Genomic DNA, 12965 nt, shown 5'->3' with positions numbered 1-12965 from the left:
TTTGCTACATTTTTAAATACAGCGCTTTTAGTTTTTCTGGAGTTATCACCTCTTGCCAATTAGTGCCAAGTGCATTTTCCCAAAGTGGAACCATTCCTAAAGCTACTGTAATCATCGTGTCCATTTGATCCGAAGTAAGATCTTTACATATTCCTTGCGGAATTTGAATGTTGTGTTTGGCTACCATTTGTTCAAACAAAGCCACATCTTTGGGGTAAAATTCCTTTAAATGCTGAAAAACAATACAATTGCCTACTCCGTGTTTGGTTCCTAAAACGTAACCAAGGCCATAGCTCATTGCGTGCGCCACTCCTACTTGCGAATATGCAATACTCATTCCACCATGCCACGAAGCCATCATAAGTTTGGCGCGCGATTCTTCTTCAGAAAGTGAATCGCCAAGAAAAATCTCTAAACAAAGCTCGTACGCTTTTTCGCCATAACTCTGGCTAAAAGCGTTTAAAAAAGTGCCATTTAAAGATTCAACACAGTGAATAAAACAATCCATGCCAGTAAAGAACCACTGGTTTTTTGGAACGCCTTTGGTAAGCTGCGGATCAAGAACCACTTGATCAAAAGGAGTAAAATCGCTGTTAATACCCAGTTTTCGCACAGGGCCTGTAAGTACGGTTGTACGAGAAACTTCGGCGCCTGTTCCCGAAATAGTTGGAATTCCTACGTGGTACACTGCTTTTTTCTTCACCAAATCCCAACCTTGATAATCTGCAGCGCTTCCTTTATTATTGAGCATAATGGCTACCGCTTTTGCCAAATCCATTACTGTTCCTCCTCCAATGCCAATTATACCCGATGGCAAATACGTAAATTCGGTTTTAATGTTTTTAACCATTTCATCAACCTGTCTCGTTTTGGGTTCTTCATCTGCCGAAACAAATAGCAACTTGTCGTTAAATCGAAGATTAATTCTATCTAAAAATTGCGTGTTATTTTTAAAAGTATCGTCCACCAAATAAATAAATGGTGCTTTTTCCTGCTTTTGGGAAGTGAGAATTGTGCTCAGTTGATCAAAACACCCTTCGCCAAAAACCACTTTCGGAACCATAGGAAAATTACGAAACTTATTGTTGACGGTATCTTCAGACTTATCTTTTAGTAATCTATTGGCTCTGGCAAGATCTTCGGGCGTGTCTATTTCAACGCCTGTAGTGTTAGATACCACCATTTTAATATTTTTCCCGTATTCCAGATATCGGATGCATTCAATCTTTTCTACAGCTTCCAATGAACGCATTGGCAAACGGTAAAAATCCATTATCGCTTGCTTTCTGAAGGCGTAGATACCTTTGTGTTTATAATATTGAAGTGCTACATTTTTATCGCGCGGATATGGAATAGGCGAGCGCGAAAAATACAGAGCAAAATTGTCTTTATCTACAATAACCTTTACACAGTTTGGGTCGCTAATCTCTTTCCAGTCGTGGATTTCGGTCATTAGTGAAGCTAAGTCAATTTTAGCAGCATCTGGTTCATTAAACACTGCCAACACTTTTTCCAGTCCTTCTCTACTGGTAAATGGTTCGTCGCCCTGAACGTTTACCACTATATCTACATCTAAGTTTTCAACGGCTTCGGCAATGCGGTCGCTACCGCAATCGTGTTCTTTTTGGCTCATGATTGCCTTTCCACCAAAGGCTTCTATTTCTTTGAAAATTATGTCGCTATCAGTAACTACAAAAACCTCATCAAAGAGATTGGTGGCTTTTGCAGCTTCGTAAGTACGTACTATTACAGGTTTGCCTGCTAAATCTTGCATCAATTTTCCAGGAAAACGCGATGCACCGTAACGCGCGGGAATCATTGCTATTATTTTCAAGTCGAAGTTTTTAAATTGAATTCAAAAATAAGAAGATTATGTTCTTGGGGCGTCTTTTTTACGAAGCTTTTTATAAAATCTAAATATTACGAAAAAAAGAAATAACACTAAAACAAAGGCAATAATAGGAACAAAGATAGAAGCCACCGCCATTACAATTGAAGTGCCCGTTTCTACAGTAGTTAATACGGGGTTTGCAAAACCACCGGTAGTGGTACTTGAGGTTATTCTGGCTGCAGTAGTATTGCCTTTTATTGTTGCTGCAGTTCCTCCGCCTGCAATAATTGCCAAGGTCCAAGTAACACCCGGGCTTAAATCTGTAACGGTTGCAACCATTATTGCGGTACCTGCCAAAGTTGCCAATGGTAACGCAATTGTATCCAGTAAATTATCAAACCACGGAATATAATACCCAAAAATTTCAACTACCGTTGCCACAGCCATTGTAATTACGGCCGGAAGACTACCAATCCATTGCCAGCTTTCGTTCAACGGAATTACATTGAAATAACCTGCCAAACTCAAAATTAATAACGGTAAAAACACGCGAAAACCCACCGCCGCAGCGAGACCAATACCTAAGAAAATACTTAATATTACATTGAAGGTTTGCATAATTCACTTAGTGTTAAACCTACAAGGTTTTTAAAACCTTGCACGAAGATTTATCTGTCTATCTAATCTCGCTACATTATTCTCTAAAAAATTCATCTTTAAATCCTATTAAATATAGCTTTTCTTGCGCACGCGTAATGGCTGTGTAAAGCCATCGCAGGTATTCTCTATCTATACCGTTGGGTAAGTAAGGTTGTTCCACAAAAACTGTATTCCACTGCCCTCCTTGCGATTTATGACACGTTATAGCATAACTGAATTTCACTTGAAGCGCGTTAAAGTATTTATTGTTTTTTACGGCCAGAAATTTTTTGTACTTCGATTTTTCAGTTGCATAATCCTTCATAACTTCCTGGTACAATTTATTTGAATCGTCATAAGTAAGTGATGGAGTTTCGGAAGTAAGCGTGTCTAAAAGTAGCACGGTTTCCAAAGGTTTCATATTTGGGTAATCTACCATTCGCAATTTTACTTCAGCAAAACGAAAACCGTACAATTCTTTAAATGCAAAAATTTCCAGAATCTCTACAATATCGCCATTGGCAACAAAACCAGCTTCGCTTGTATTATCTACCCAAAAGTAATTATTCTTCACGACCATTAAATAATCGCCCGATGAAAGTTCCGATTCCTGAAAAAGAATACGTTCTCGAATGCTTTGATTGTACAGATTAGCTCTCTTGTTTGAACGAACAATAATTACCGTGTCTTCGTTCCCCAAGGCCGAGTAACTATCGTTAATTGCGTCCATAATTTCCTGTCCATCGACCGGCCGAATAATGTCGGGAAAATTAATGCCAGAAAATTTAAATGCTTCATAGAGTTCATCATCCAATCGCTCCCTAATTAGGGTTGCATTTTCTAATATACCGCTGTCTATTTGTTGCCGCACCACTTCATTTAGCTCTAACTTTATAACTTCACGGTTATATTGATTTTCGAGTAAAGCCGCATCTAAGGCTGGGCTAATATCCAAATGTACGGGCGGTAATTGAGCCGAATCGCCAATTAAAAGTAATTTACAGTTATTTCCGCTGTACACATATTGCATTAAATCGTCTAACAATGAACCGTTTTCAAACAATCTGGAGTCTTGATTTATATCGGGAATCATCGAAGCTTCATCTACAATAAAAATAGTGTCGCGATGTTTATTTTGTTGAAGCGAAAAAGACACAGCGCCTTTTTCACGTTTTGGAAAATATATTTTTTTATGAATTGTAAACGCCTGTTTTTTTGAATAGTTGCTAATTACCTTTGCTGCTCTTCCGGTGGGGGCCAGTAGTACAGAGCGCTTTTTAATTTTAGACAAGTTTTTTACCAATGCCCCCACGATGGTTGTCTTCCCCGTTCCAGCATATCCTTTCAATAAAAACGTTTCATTTTTGTTGGAGCTCAGCACAAATTTTGCCAAAAGTTGGAGCGCAATATCCTGCGTTGTGGTGGTTTTATGCGGAAAATCATTTTTTAAAAAACTGTAAAATTCTGATACATTCATTATTTGCTGCTAACTATGAGGGTTTAAAGATAGGTATGATTTTTTCGCAATATACTTTTGTGAACAAAAAAAAATTGTAGATTTGCGATAGACCTTTTAGTAAAATCAACACTTAAATAATATCAATAATGAAATTAGTAATTCAGATTGTTCTTTGGATTGTCATCATCTTCCTTGGTTGGAAGCTATATAACTCGGTAATGGGCCCAGTTGAGTTCAATAAAGTTAAAGAGGCTCGCTACGCCAAAGTAATTAAAAATTTGAAAGATATACAGGCCGCAGAGCTTGCCCACAAAGAAATTACCGGTAGTTTTACTGGCGATTGGGACAGTTTGGTGCGTTTTATCGACACGGCCAAATTTGCACGAACACAACGCCGCGATACCAGTTATGCCGATGTTGCTAAAAATAAAGCTTATGGGATTGACAAAGGATATTTCATAGAAGAATCATTGATAGATACATTAGGTTTTACACCTGTTAGAGATTCGTTGTTTGGCGGAACCGATAGATATAAAACTATGATGAATGTTCCCGTTGAGGACACTGATGCCAAATTTGAATTAAAAGCTGGTAAAATTGAGAAAAACGATGTGTCTTATTCAGTTTTTGAAGCAAAAGTTTCTAAAAAAGTAATCTTGGCAGATCAAGATCCAGATTTAATAGCCCAAGAACTTCAAGTTCAATCTGTTGATGGTGTTAATGGCCCCGATATTAAAGTAGGCTCGCTAGAAGAAGTAAATACTTCTGGAAACTGGCCCAAAATTTATGATGCTGCAAAAGTCAACTAACATACAAAACAAAGTACATAATAGACTGTCCGTTCAAGTTTCTTTGAACGGGCTTTCTTTTTTGGTGACTAATCCTGCAAGTGAAGACCCTATATTTTTTGTTGAAAAAAGTCTTGATCACAGCACGACACCCGAAGAAATATTGATGGACATTGAAGCTGTTATGTATAATAATGCCGAACTAAACACAAACTTTGCCCAAGTAACAGTTGTATATAGCTCGCCCATTTACAGTGTAATACCTGCTCCTCTGTTTGACGAAACAAAGGCAAGCGAATACTTAAAGTTTAACTCTAAGATTTTGGCTAATGATTATATGGCACACGATGTTATTGAACTCAAAAACATTGTTGTTGTCTATATCCCGTTTATGAATATCAATAACTTTTTTTTCGAAAAATACGGTTCTTTCAGCTACTATCACTCCGTTTCTGTAATGCTAAAAACCCTACTCGAAAAAGAGAACTATTCACTTCCAAAAATGTTTTTACATTTTCAGAAAAACAATTTCGACTGTATTATTTTAAAAAATGGCGAATTGCAACTCTGCAACAGCTTTCAATATAAAACCCCCGAAGATTTTATATATTACACGCTTTTTTGCTTAGAACAACTCCACTTAAACCCAGATACGCTTCCAGTAATACTTTTTGGAGAAATTGACAAAGAAGATGAATATTACAAAATTGCATACACGTATATTCGCAACCTCGAATTTTTAGATGCTACCAAGTACAGCAACTACCAATTAGGTACTGATAAAGCCCACAATCATTTCATTTTAAAAAATGCACAATAATGCGAATAATTTCAGGCACACACAAAGGAAGAAGATTAACCGCTCCAAAAAATTTGCCAGTTCGCCCTACTACCGATTTTGCAAAGGAAGCACTTTTTAATATTTTAAGAGTCCGTTATTTTTTTGATGAACTTTCAGTATTAGATCTTTTTTCGGGAACAGGAAATATTAGTTTTGAATTTGCCTCGCGCGGCGTGCCACACATAACGGCGGTTGATGCGCATCTAGGATGTGTGCAATACATTAATAAAATTTCAGAAGAATTCACCTTCCCCATAACAGCTATAAAAACAGACGTTGGCAAATATTTAGAAAAAGTCTCGGGTAAATACGATGTTATTTTTGCCGACCCACCTTATGAATTTACCGCTTCACAATTAGAAGAAATTGTTTCTAAGGTTGCCGAAAAAAATCTTTTAAATGAAGATGGACTTTTAATAATTGAGCACGCCAAACAGAATGACCTTTCTACTTTACCAAACTTTAGCGAAGCGAGAAAATACGGTGGAAACGTTTTCAGCTTTTTTGTGTAACTTGTAGTATGTTTGAACTTCCGGTAGAATTAATAGAATTAAAATTTGTAAAAATTGAATTCTACAAAACCTATATGATTGCTACCCCAGCCGAAGGCATTACCCTGGATGAGGAGTATGTCGCTAAAATTCAAGAATTAGCATCACAATTTTATGGAGACCAATCTTTCGGTTATATATCTAATAGGGTAAACGATTATTCCAGAAATTTATCGCCAAAGTCATATACTAGACAGATTCCACACTTAGTAGCGTTTGCGATAGTTTATAAAAGTCAAAGAACCTTGGAAATAGCAAATTTTGAAAAATTCTTTATACATATACCCTTTCAAACCTTTAAAAAATTGAGCGCTGCTAAAGATTGGATGTTAGAAATCATAGCCCAAACGAAGCTATAAAAAAAGCAGGCCTATAAGCCGGGTTCTGTTACCGAAACTAGTTCGGCACCTTATCATTTATCTAGACGTGCAGTTACCCACACGCTCAATCTGCCTACCCTCCTGCATCGGGCGGGAACCCTCTCCCGATAGCTATCGGGTCACAGGTTTACGTGGCATTTCACCGCATAGAGTTTACCTGATTTCACTACAGCATTACCTGTACATTCTTTCTGTTGCACTTGTCCTGAAATCCTCGCGTAAGCGGGGATCCCGACGGCTGTTAGCCGCTATGCTTCCCTTTGGTGCCCGGACTTTCCTCTTAAACCCTCGCAAAAGCAAGGGTCTCAGCGATAAGGCGGCCTGCGTCGCAAAAGTACGTTAATGTTAATAAATTTGGTAAAATACGAGCGTCTATTTTTTTAAAACCCGTTGTACATCTTTATATTTGCTTCCGCACTATGGAACACTTTATTGTATCTGCCAGAAAGTACCGCCCCGCCGTTTTTAAAGACGTAGTTGGGCAACAGGCCATTACCAATACTTTGGAAAACGCCATAGAAAACAACCACCTTGCCCAAGCTTTACTTTTTACGGGGCCACGTGGGGTTGGCAAAACAACCTGCGCACGTATCCTTGCCAAAAAAATAAATCAAGACGGTACCGAAAAGGAAGATGAAGACTTCGCATTCAATATTTTTGAATTAGATGCCGCATCCAACAACTCGGTAGACGATATCCGGAATTTGATTGATCAAGTTCGCATCCCACCACAGGTAGGAAAATACAAAGTTTATATTATTGATGAGGTGCATATGCTGTCTTCAGCAGCTTTCAACGCCTTTCTAAAAACTTTGGAAGAACCACCAAAACACGCCATTTTTATTTTGGCGACTACTGAAAAACACAAAATAATACCTACCATACTTTCGCGTTGCCAAATTTTCGATTTTAGACGAATTGGCGTTCGCGATATAAAAGAACATTTAGCCGAAGTAGCAAAAGCCGAAAACATTGAAGCCGAAGACGACGCCCTGCACATTATCGCCCAAAAGGCAGATGGTGCCTTGCGTGACGCACTTTCCATTTTTGACAGAGTTGTAAGTTTTGCTGGTAAAAACCTTACCCGTCAAGCCGTAACTGAAAACCTGAATGTGCTGGATTACACTTGGTACTTTCAAATTACCGATTTACTTCTTGAAAACAACATTCCGCAGGTTTTAGTTACTTATAACAACATTCTTTCAAAAGGTTTTGACGGGCATCATTTTATCATGGGTCTTGCCTCCCACTTCCGCGATTTAATGGTTTGTAAAAACCAAGCAACCATTGAACTTTTGGAAGTTGGCGAACAAGTAAAATCAATGTATTTTGAACAGTCGCAAAAAACTACAACGCAGTTTTTAGTTGAAGCAATAGATATTGCAAACAGCTGCGACCTAAAATATAAAAACAGCCAAAACCAACGACTTTTAGTTGAACTTTGCTTAATGCAGCTTGCTTCTCTGACTTTTCAGGGAGAAAAAAAAAACCCTAATTCTCGCGAAGGAGGAAGTCTAGCAATCAGGGATTCTAATCGTTTCGTAATCCCTCCCTCCCATTTTAAGAGTGAAGAATTTACTTCGGAAAGAGTTACTTCTGCGGGAAGTATTACTCCAAAACCAGTTGAAATTGAAACTGAAGTTGAAATTGAAGTTGAAGCTAAAAAAAGAAACCTTGCTGAACCTTCCGATGAAATTTCAAACGGAAGCAATGCTTCAAATCGTAATTCTTCCGAAATTGCAACTAAACCATATGATAACCAAGGAAATCCATCGGGAAATAAGGCCGAAAAAGTAATTGAACGGCCGCAAATTTTAGCAGAACGCAATGCAAAGAAGGTATCTGCACTTTCACTTAAAAGCATTCAGAAAAAGCAGGAAATAAAAGAGGAAATAGTCGCAAACCAACCCGATGCCGAAAACCTTCCTTTTAACGATTTTTCTGAAGATGAAATGCAAGCAGTATGGGCAGAATATACTACAAATGTTGAAAGCGATGGAAAATACAACCTGCTCTCACATTTAACGATGGGAGTTCCAAAACTGGAAGGTTCCATCATTCATCTCGAATTTCCAAACCAAACAATAAAGACCGAAGTGGAGCGTGCCAAGTATGAATTACTGGGTTTTTTACGTGAAAAACTTCAGAATTACGACATAGATTTAGACATTACCGTAAATGAAACTGCGGAAAAAAAATACGCTTATACCACACGTGAAAAATTTGACAAATTGAAAGAAATGAATCCGCTAATTGAAAAACTACGGCAGGAATTTGATTTAGACATTTAATCAATTCGGTGACTGAGCGGAGCTGAAGTCACAACAGTCATTTTGGCTCCACTCAACAACCGCTATTTGTTCAGTAAAAACTTGAAACCATTATGCTAGGCTTAAAACTTCCCACAGACCCACGCTGGGTAAATATTGTTGAAAAAAACATAGAAGACATTCTTACCGATCACGCTTGGTGCGAACAAAAAGCCGCTTCCACTGCGGTTTCGCTAATTGTGAGTTTTCCAGAATACACTGAACTTATTCAGGAAATGATTGCTTTGGTGAAAGAAGAAATAAGTCATTTTAAAATGGTTCACGATAAAATTTTAGAAAACGGCTGGGTTTTGGGCCGCGACCGAAAAGATGAGTATGTTTTACAAATTGTACAATTCTTTCCAAAAGGAGGTAGTAGAACCACTCAGCTTGTTCACCGTTTATTATACGCCGCATTAATTGAAGCCCGCAGCTGCGAGCGTTTCCGACTGTTAAGCGAAGAATTGGAAGACAAAGAACTCGCTGAATTTTACCGAAAACTAATGGTTAGCGAAGCAAATCACTACACCATGTTTCTCGGTTTTGCGCGCCAATACGGCGATAGAAAGGAAGTTGATCAAAAATGGAACGATCTTCTTGCCTTTGAGGCTGAAGTAATGAAAGATCTCGGCAAACATCAATCTATTCACGGGTAAGTGATAAATCCCTCATTAGATATATATTGAATTATAGGCTTTATTTTTAAGCTACCATTATGAAATTAAAACGCAGAAGAAAGCTCGTAAAATACACAGACATTCTGGATCAGCCTATCCGGTTTAATCCGTTTGTTTTTAGTAGAATGTTTATTCTTTGGGCCATTTTAGGATTAATTGGCGGGCTTATTTCAGGTTTGTACTGGATTGTGCTGATGCTCCTTACCGAATTCTTGGGTGGATATGAAGGCTGGCTCGTTATTCCAGTAATGGCAATCTCTGGACTTTTGGCAGGTTTAATAATTTATTTTATTGGCGATCCGGGCGAAATGCAGCTAATAGTAAACAACATCCGTTTTAATAAGGGAAAGTTAGACCCCAAAAACAACCCGTCTATGATACTTTCGTCGTTGCTTTGTGTTGCTTCGGGCGGTAGTTTAGGTCCAGAATCGCCGTTGGTTCAGGTTACTGGTTCCACCGGAAGTTGGATGGGTAAAATTTTAAGATTAAAAGGTGAAGAATTGCGTTCGCTAAGCATTGCAGGAATGGCTTCAGGGTTTACAGCGCTCTTTGGTGCACCTTTGGGAGGAAGCCTTTTTTCTTTAGAAATACTCCATCACAAACACGCTGTGGAATACTATCAAGCAATAATACCAGCACTGGTAGCCAGTGGATTTAGTTATATTATTTTTGCAATAATCGTACAGCTTGGTTTGGGTCCCATGTGGAATTTACCCGCCTATGAAATGGAGACATTTTTCGATTTTGGATGGGCTTTCTTTTTTGCGGTAATTGCAACTGTAGTTGGTTGGGGATTTATTTTTTGCACTAAATTTTTTAAAAATCTCTTCGGAAAATTAAAAACCCCTATTTACATTAAAACACTAATTGGTGGAATTTTACTGGGAACCATCGCTTTTTATATTCCACTTACAAGGTATTTCAGCCATTTTGAAATTAACGAACTATTACAGGAAAATGGTACGGTACAATTCTTAATTGGCGTTTTGATATTTAAAATAATTGCAATCGCCATTACGGTAACTTCCGGTTGGCGTGGCGGATTTATTATTCCGTTGTTTTTCTGTGGCACGGCGCTCGGATTACTTATTCACACAATTTTTCCATCAATCAGCCTTTCGTTAACAATTGTGAGTTGTATGGCTGCAATAAACGCTTGCGTAACTCGAACCCCCATGAGTACCACTATTCTACTGGCAACACTTACGGGGTTCACATATTTTATTCCCATACTTTTTGCGAGTTTAACGGGGTACTTTTTAGCGCCGAAAATTCCATTTATTGGCGCACAGATGAAAGAAGAAGAATTGAATGAAGTGAAGAAAAATCTTTAAAGTGGGCAAATTACACAAGGTTTTATTGTGAAATTAGTTTTTACGTAATATATCTTACATTTAACAATCAGAAAATGCAAACAGACCAAAAGACCCATTGGGAAACAGTTTACGAAACCAAGACCCCCGAACAAGTAAGTTGGACCCAGGAGATTCCGAAAACTTCATTGGATTTCGTCCATTCATTTAAATTGGATAAAACTGCCAAAATTATAGACATTGGTGGTGGCGACAGTAAACTCGTGGACTCTTTGCTGGACGAAGGCTTTGAAAATATAACTGTGCTCGATATTTCGGCAAAAGCGCTTGAAAAGGCACAAAAAAGACTCGGCGATAAAGCAAAAAAAGTTACTTGGATTGTATGCGACATTACAACCTTTAAACCTGCAACCGAGTACGATCTTTGGCACGACAGAGCTACTTTTCATTTTTTAACAACCCCAAAACAAATTGAAAAATACAAGGAAATAGTTACTAACGCTGTAAAAGGATTTTTGGTAATAGGAACGTTTTCAGAAAATGGCCCACTAAAATGCAGCGGCCTCGAAATAACACAATACAGCCAAGAAAAATTAACTGCAGAATTTATAGATACGTTTGAAAAAATTAGCTGCCTAACCGAAGACCACAAAACTCCTTTTGATACATTTCAGAATTTTTTGTTTTGTAGTTTTAAGAGAAAATAGAAACTAAACTTTCATAAATCTACATTGTATAAAATTGTTAAACGTCTTGTAAAATAAGGGTTTCGTTCGTTATCACGGTAATAAATCGTATTTTCGCAAGTTGAAAATAGTAGTTATGACCCAGCGAAAAGACGATGCAAACCTTGAGCCTAAAAATTCCATTTTAGAGCATACCGATGCTGTATCGACTTCTAAAAATAACGTATTAAAAACAGAACCCGAAACTGTTTACGAAGCTAAGGTTGAAACAGAAAAGTCATTTTCTGAAAGGTGGAAAACAAATAGATTTTGGCTCGTTCGCGGTACTTATTTTGTCTTGCGTTCGGTTTGGATGGTCGTTATGTTCATTGGCGGTATAATTGTATGGTTAATTTCTCTCCTATTTATATAATGCGGCCGCTTCCTTTAAAAATATTGCATTTGTACGCTTTGCTCTCTTTGGTTGTGTTTTTTTACGTACAGAGTTTAAAATATTTTTCGGGCATTCAGGCCACCTGGGTTTTTCATCATCTCAATGATTTTCTAACCATTCCGCTGGTGGCTACCGTGTGTTTGCACGGCGTATGGTGTGTTAAAAAAGACAAAACCATTCGACTTAATATTTTTACAATCTTAAGTTTGGTTGTTCTATTTTCAGTCGCTTTTGAATATTATTTGCCGAAGCAATCGCATCGTTACACGGCAGATATTTGGGATGTGGTGTGTTATTTCTTAGGCGGAGTCATATTTTACATTTTGCAGAAAAAAGGATAGTTTCTGATTTAAAACGTAATTTTGACATTACGTGGAAGTCGAAAAACATACAAGTAGAATTCAAGGAATTTATTTCGGGGCACGATTATAATGTGTGGAAATTTGAATTTTTCATCTATCTAGAAAAGCAATTTGGAAAATAGCAATTAGAGATTACTTACATATTTGTTTTACATAGAAATATCAAGAAATAAAATAATAGAAAATGGCATTCAATATTGTATTAATTGAACCAGAAATTCCTACGAATACAGGTAATATAGGAAGATTAAGTTTAGCGTCTGGATCAACTTTACACTTGGTAAAACCGTTTGGTTTCGAATTAAATGACAAGCGCGTAAAAAGAGCTGGATTAGATTATTGGCAGCATGTTTCACTCTTTATTTATGAAAATATTGAAGACTTTTTTTTAAAAAATAAAGGAAAGCAATTTGCATATCTTTCCAGTCATGGCAGTCAAGATTATACAGCCATTGATTACACAGACGATATGTTTTTAATCTTCGGAAAAGAATCGGTTGGTTTATCCAAAAATCTAGTGGAAGAAAATTTAAATTCAGTTTATACAATACCTATTTTCAGCCCTCACATTCGAAGTTTAAACCTAGCTAATGCCGTCAGTATTGTAGTTTATGAAGGTATTCGAAATTTGAAAAAAAGGTGAAACAGCCGATTGTATTTTGAAACAATGCGCGTTCAAAAAATAGGGCGCGATAT

General features: G+C 37.5%; 14 protein-coding genes, 1 other RNA gene and 1 pseudogene. 11 read left to right on the top strand and 5 right to left on the bottom strand.

Going from position 1 to position 12965, the window contains the following annotated elements; all coding sequences use genetic code 11:
- Nucleotides 1-4 precede the first annotated feature (4 nt).
- From K8089_RS06520 to K8089_RS06505, 4 genes and pseudogenes are all read right to left on the bottom strand, one after another.
- Nucleotides 5-1063 carry an iron-containing alcohol dehydrogenase family protein gene (locus K8089_RS06520; RefSeq protein WP_237602529.1) on the bottom strand — a complete coding sequence of 353 codons (1059 nt, stop codon included), beginning with the start codon at nt 1061-1063 and terminating at the stop codon, nt 5-7.
- A gap of 45 nt (nt 1064-1108) precedes the next feature.
- A pseudogene (kdsB, locus tag K8089_RS06515) lies at nt 1109-1819 on the bottom strand (3-deoxy-manno-octulosonate cytidylyltransferase); the annotation flags it as partial.
- 51 nt (nt 1820-1870) lie between these two features.
- Entirely contained in the window at nt 1871-2449 is a 579-nt protein-coding gene (locus K8089_RS06510; protein WP_237602478.1) for a DUF4126 domain-containing protein, read from the bottom strand.
- A gap of 76 nt (nt 2450-2525) precedes the next feature.
- Entirely contained in the window at nt 2526-3947 is a 1422-nt protein-coding gene (locus tag K8089_RS06505) for an ATP-dependent DNA helicase (protein WP_237602477.1), read from the bottom strand.
- A gap of 128 nt (nt 3948-4075) precedes the next feature.
- Between K8089_RS06505 and K8089_RS06500 the strand changes: the two genes are divergently transcribed.
- From K8089_RS06500 to K8089_RS06485, 4 genes are read left to right on the top strand one after another with little or no spacing between them, the layout of a single operon-like run.
- Nucleotides 4076-4738: a hypothetical protein gene (locus K8089_RS06500; RefSeq protein ID WP_237602476.1), complete on the top strand. Its 663-nt coding sequence runs from the start codon at nt 4076-4078 to the stop codon at nt 4736-4738.
- Nucleotides 4716-5537: a DUF3822 family protein gene (locus K8089_RS06495; protein ID WP_237602475.1), complete on the top strand. Its 822-nt coding sequence runs from the start codon at nt 4716-4718 to the stop codon at nt 5535-5537. The genes K8089_RS06500 and K8089_RS06495 overlap by 23 nt, the downstream gene beginning before the upstream one ends.
- Entirely contained in the window at nt 5537-6070 is a 534-nt protein-coding gene (locus tag K8089_RS06490; protein ID WP_237602474.1) for an RsmD family RNA methyltransferase, read from the top strand. The genes K8089_RS06495 and K8089_RS06490 overlap by 1 nt, the downstream gene beginning before the upstream one ends.
- Before the next feature lie 8 nt (nt 6071-6078).
- On the top strand, nt 6079-6468 hold the full coding sequence (locus tag K8089_RS06485; RefSeq protein WP_237602473.1) for a hypothetical protein: 390 nt from the start codon (nt 6079-6081) through the stop codon (nt 6466-6468).
- Here the strand turns inward: K8089_RS06485 and rnpB are convergent.
- Nucleotides 6467-6817: RNase P RNA component class A (rnpB, locus tag K8089_RS06480), an RNA gene on the bottom strand. The genes K8089_RS06485 and rnpB overlap by 2 nt on opposite strands.
- A 91-nt stretch (nt 6818-6908) precedes the next feature.
- Between rnpB and K8089_RS06475 the strand changes: the two genes are divergently transcribed.
- From K8089_RS06475 to K8089_RS06445, 7 genes are all read left to right on the top strand, one after another.
- Nucleotides 6909-8780 carry a DNA polymerase III subunit gamma/tau gene (locus tag K8089_RS06475; protein WP_237602472.1) on the top strand — a complete coding sequence of 624 codons (1872 nt, stop codon included), beginning with the start codon at nt 6909-6911 and terminating at the stop codon, nt 8778-8780.
- Between the two features lie 92 nt (nt 8781-8872).
- A complete protein-coding gene (gene miaE / locus K8089_RS06470; RefSeq protein ID WP_237602471.1) occupies nt 8873-9454 on the top strand; it encodes a tRNA-(ms[2]io[6]A)-hydroxylase in 582 nt (193 codons plus the stop codon).
- 59 nt (nt 9455-9513) lie between these two features.
- Entirely contained in the window at nt 9514-10809 is a 1296-nt protein-coding gene (locus K8089_RS06465; RefSeq protein ID WP_237602470.1) for a chloride channel protein, read from the top strand.
- Between the two features lie 74 nt (nt 10810-10883).
- Nucleotides 10884-11495 (top strand): class I SAM-dependent methyltransferase, encoded by a 612-nt coding sequence (locus K8089_RS06460; RefSeq protein ID WP_237602469.1) that lies wholly within the window; start codon nt 10884-10886, stop codon nt 11493-11495.
- A 115-nt stretch (nt 11496-11610) separates the two neighbouring features.
- The gene (locus tag K8089_RS06455) at nt 11611-11886 is read left to right on the top strand and encodes a hypothetical protein (protein ID WP_237602468.1); all 276 of its coding nucleotides are present in this window, start codon (nt 11611-11613) and stop codon (nt 11884-11886) included.
- A 29-nt stretch (nt 11887-11915) separates the two neighbouring features.
- Nucleotides 11916-12248 carry a hypothetical protein gene (locus K8089_RS06450; RefSeq protein WP_237602467.1) on the top strand — a complete coding sequence of 111 codons (333 nt, stop codon included), beginning with the start codon at nt 11916-11918 and terminating at the stop codon, nt 12246-12248.
- A gap of 205 nt (nt 12249-12453) precedes the next feature.
- Nucleotides 12454-12912, top strand: a complete 459-nt coding sequence (locus K8089_RS06445) for a tRNA (cytidine(34)-2'-O)-methyltransferase (protein WP_237602466.1) — start codon at nt 12454-12456, stop codon at nt 12910-12912.
- The last annotated feature ends 53 nt before the right edge of the window (nt 12913-12965 follow it).

Origin of the sequence: Aequorivita vitellina (genome assembly GCF_022008365.1) — a bacterium.
GTDB lineage: Bacteria > Bacteroidota > Bacteroidia > Flavobacteriales > Flavobacteriaceae > Aequorivita > Aequorivita vitellina.
This window is presented reverse-complemented; position numbering and strand designations above follow the sequence as displayed.

What these genes read in the sequence shown, in the direction of transcription:
- K8089_RS06495 (WP_237602475.1), top strand. Translation starts at nt 4,716, where the DNA reads ATGATGCTGCAAAAGTCAACTAACATACAAAACAAAGTACATAATAGA.
- K8089_RS06465 (WP_237602470.1), top strand. Translation starts at nt 9,514, where the DNA reads ATGAAATTAAAACGCAGAAGAAAGCTCGTAAAATACACAGACATTCTG.
- K8089_RS06475 (WP_237602472.1), top strand. Translation starts at nt 6,909, where the DNA reads ATGGAACACTTTATTGTATCTGCCAGAAAGTACCGCCCCGCCGTTTTT.
- K8089_RS06490 (WP_237602474.1), top strand. Translation starts at nt 5,537, where the DNA reads ATGCGAATAATTTCAGGCACACACAAAGGAAGAAGATTAACCGCTCCA.
- K8089_RS06505 (WP_237602477.1), bottom strand. Translation starts at nt 3,947, where the DNA reads ATGAATGTATCAGAATTTTACAGTTTTTTAAAAAATGATTTTCCGCAT.
- K8089_RS06455 (WP_237602468.1), top strand. Translation starts at nt 11,611, where the DNA reads ATGACCCAGCGAAAAGACGATGCAAACCTTGAGCCTAAAAATTCCATT.
- K8089_RS06460 (WP_237602469.1), top strand. Translation starts at nt 10,884, where the DNA reads ATGCAAACAGACCAAAAGACCCATTGGGAAACAGTTTACGAAACCAAG.
- K8089_RS06510 (WP_237602478.1), bottom strand. Translation starts at nt 2,449, where the DNA reads ATGCAAACCTTCAATGTAATATTAAGTATTTTCTTAGGTATTGGTCTC.
- K8089_RS06445 (WP_237602466.1), top strand. Translation starts at nt 12,454, where the DNA reads ATGGCATTCAATATTGTATTAATTGAACCAGAAATTCCTACGAATACA.
- K8089_RS06520 (WP_237602529.1), bottom strand. Translation starts at nt 1,063, where the DNA reads ATGGTTCCGAAAGTGGTTTTTGGCGAAGGGTGTTTTGATCAACTGAGC.
- K8089_RS06500 (WP_237602476.1), top strand. Translation starts at nt 4,076, where the DNA reads ATGAAATTAGTAATTCAGATTGTTCTTTGGATTGTCATCATCTTCCTT.
- miaE (WP_237602471.1), top strand. Translation starts at nt 8,873, where the DNA reads ATGCTAGGCTTAAAACTTCCCACAGACCCACGCTGGGTAAATATTGTT.
- K8089_RS06485 (WP_237602473.1), top strand. Translation starts at nt 6,079, where the DNA reads ATGTTTGAACTTCCGGTAGAATTAATAGAATTAAAATTTGTAAAAATT.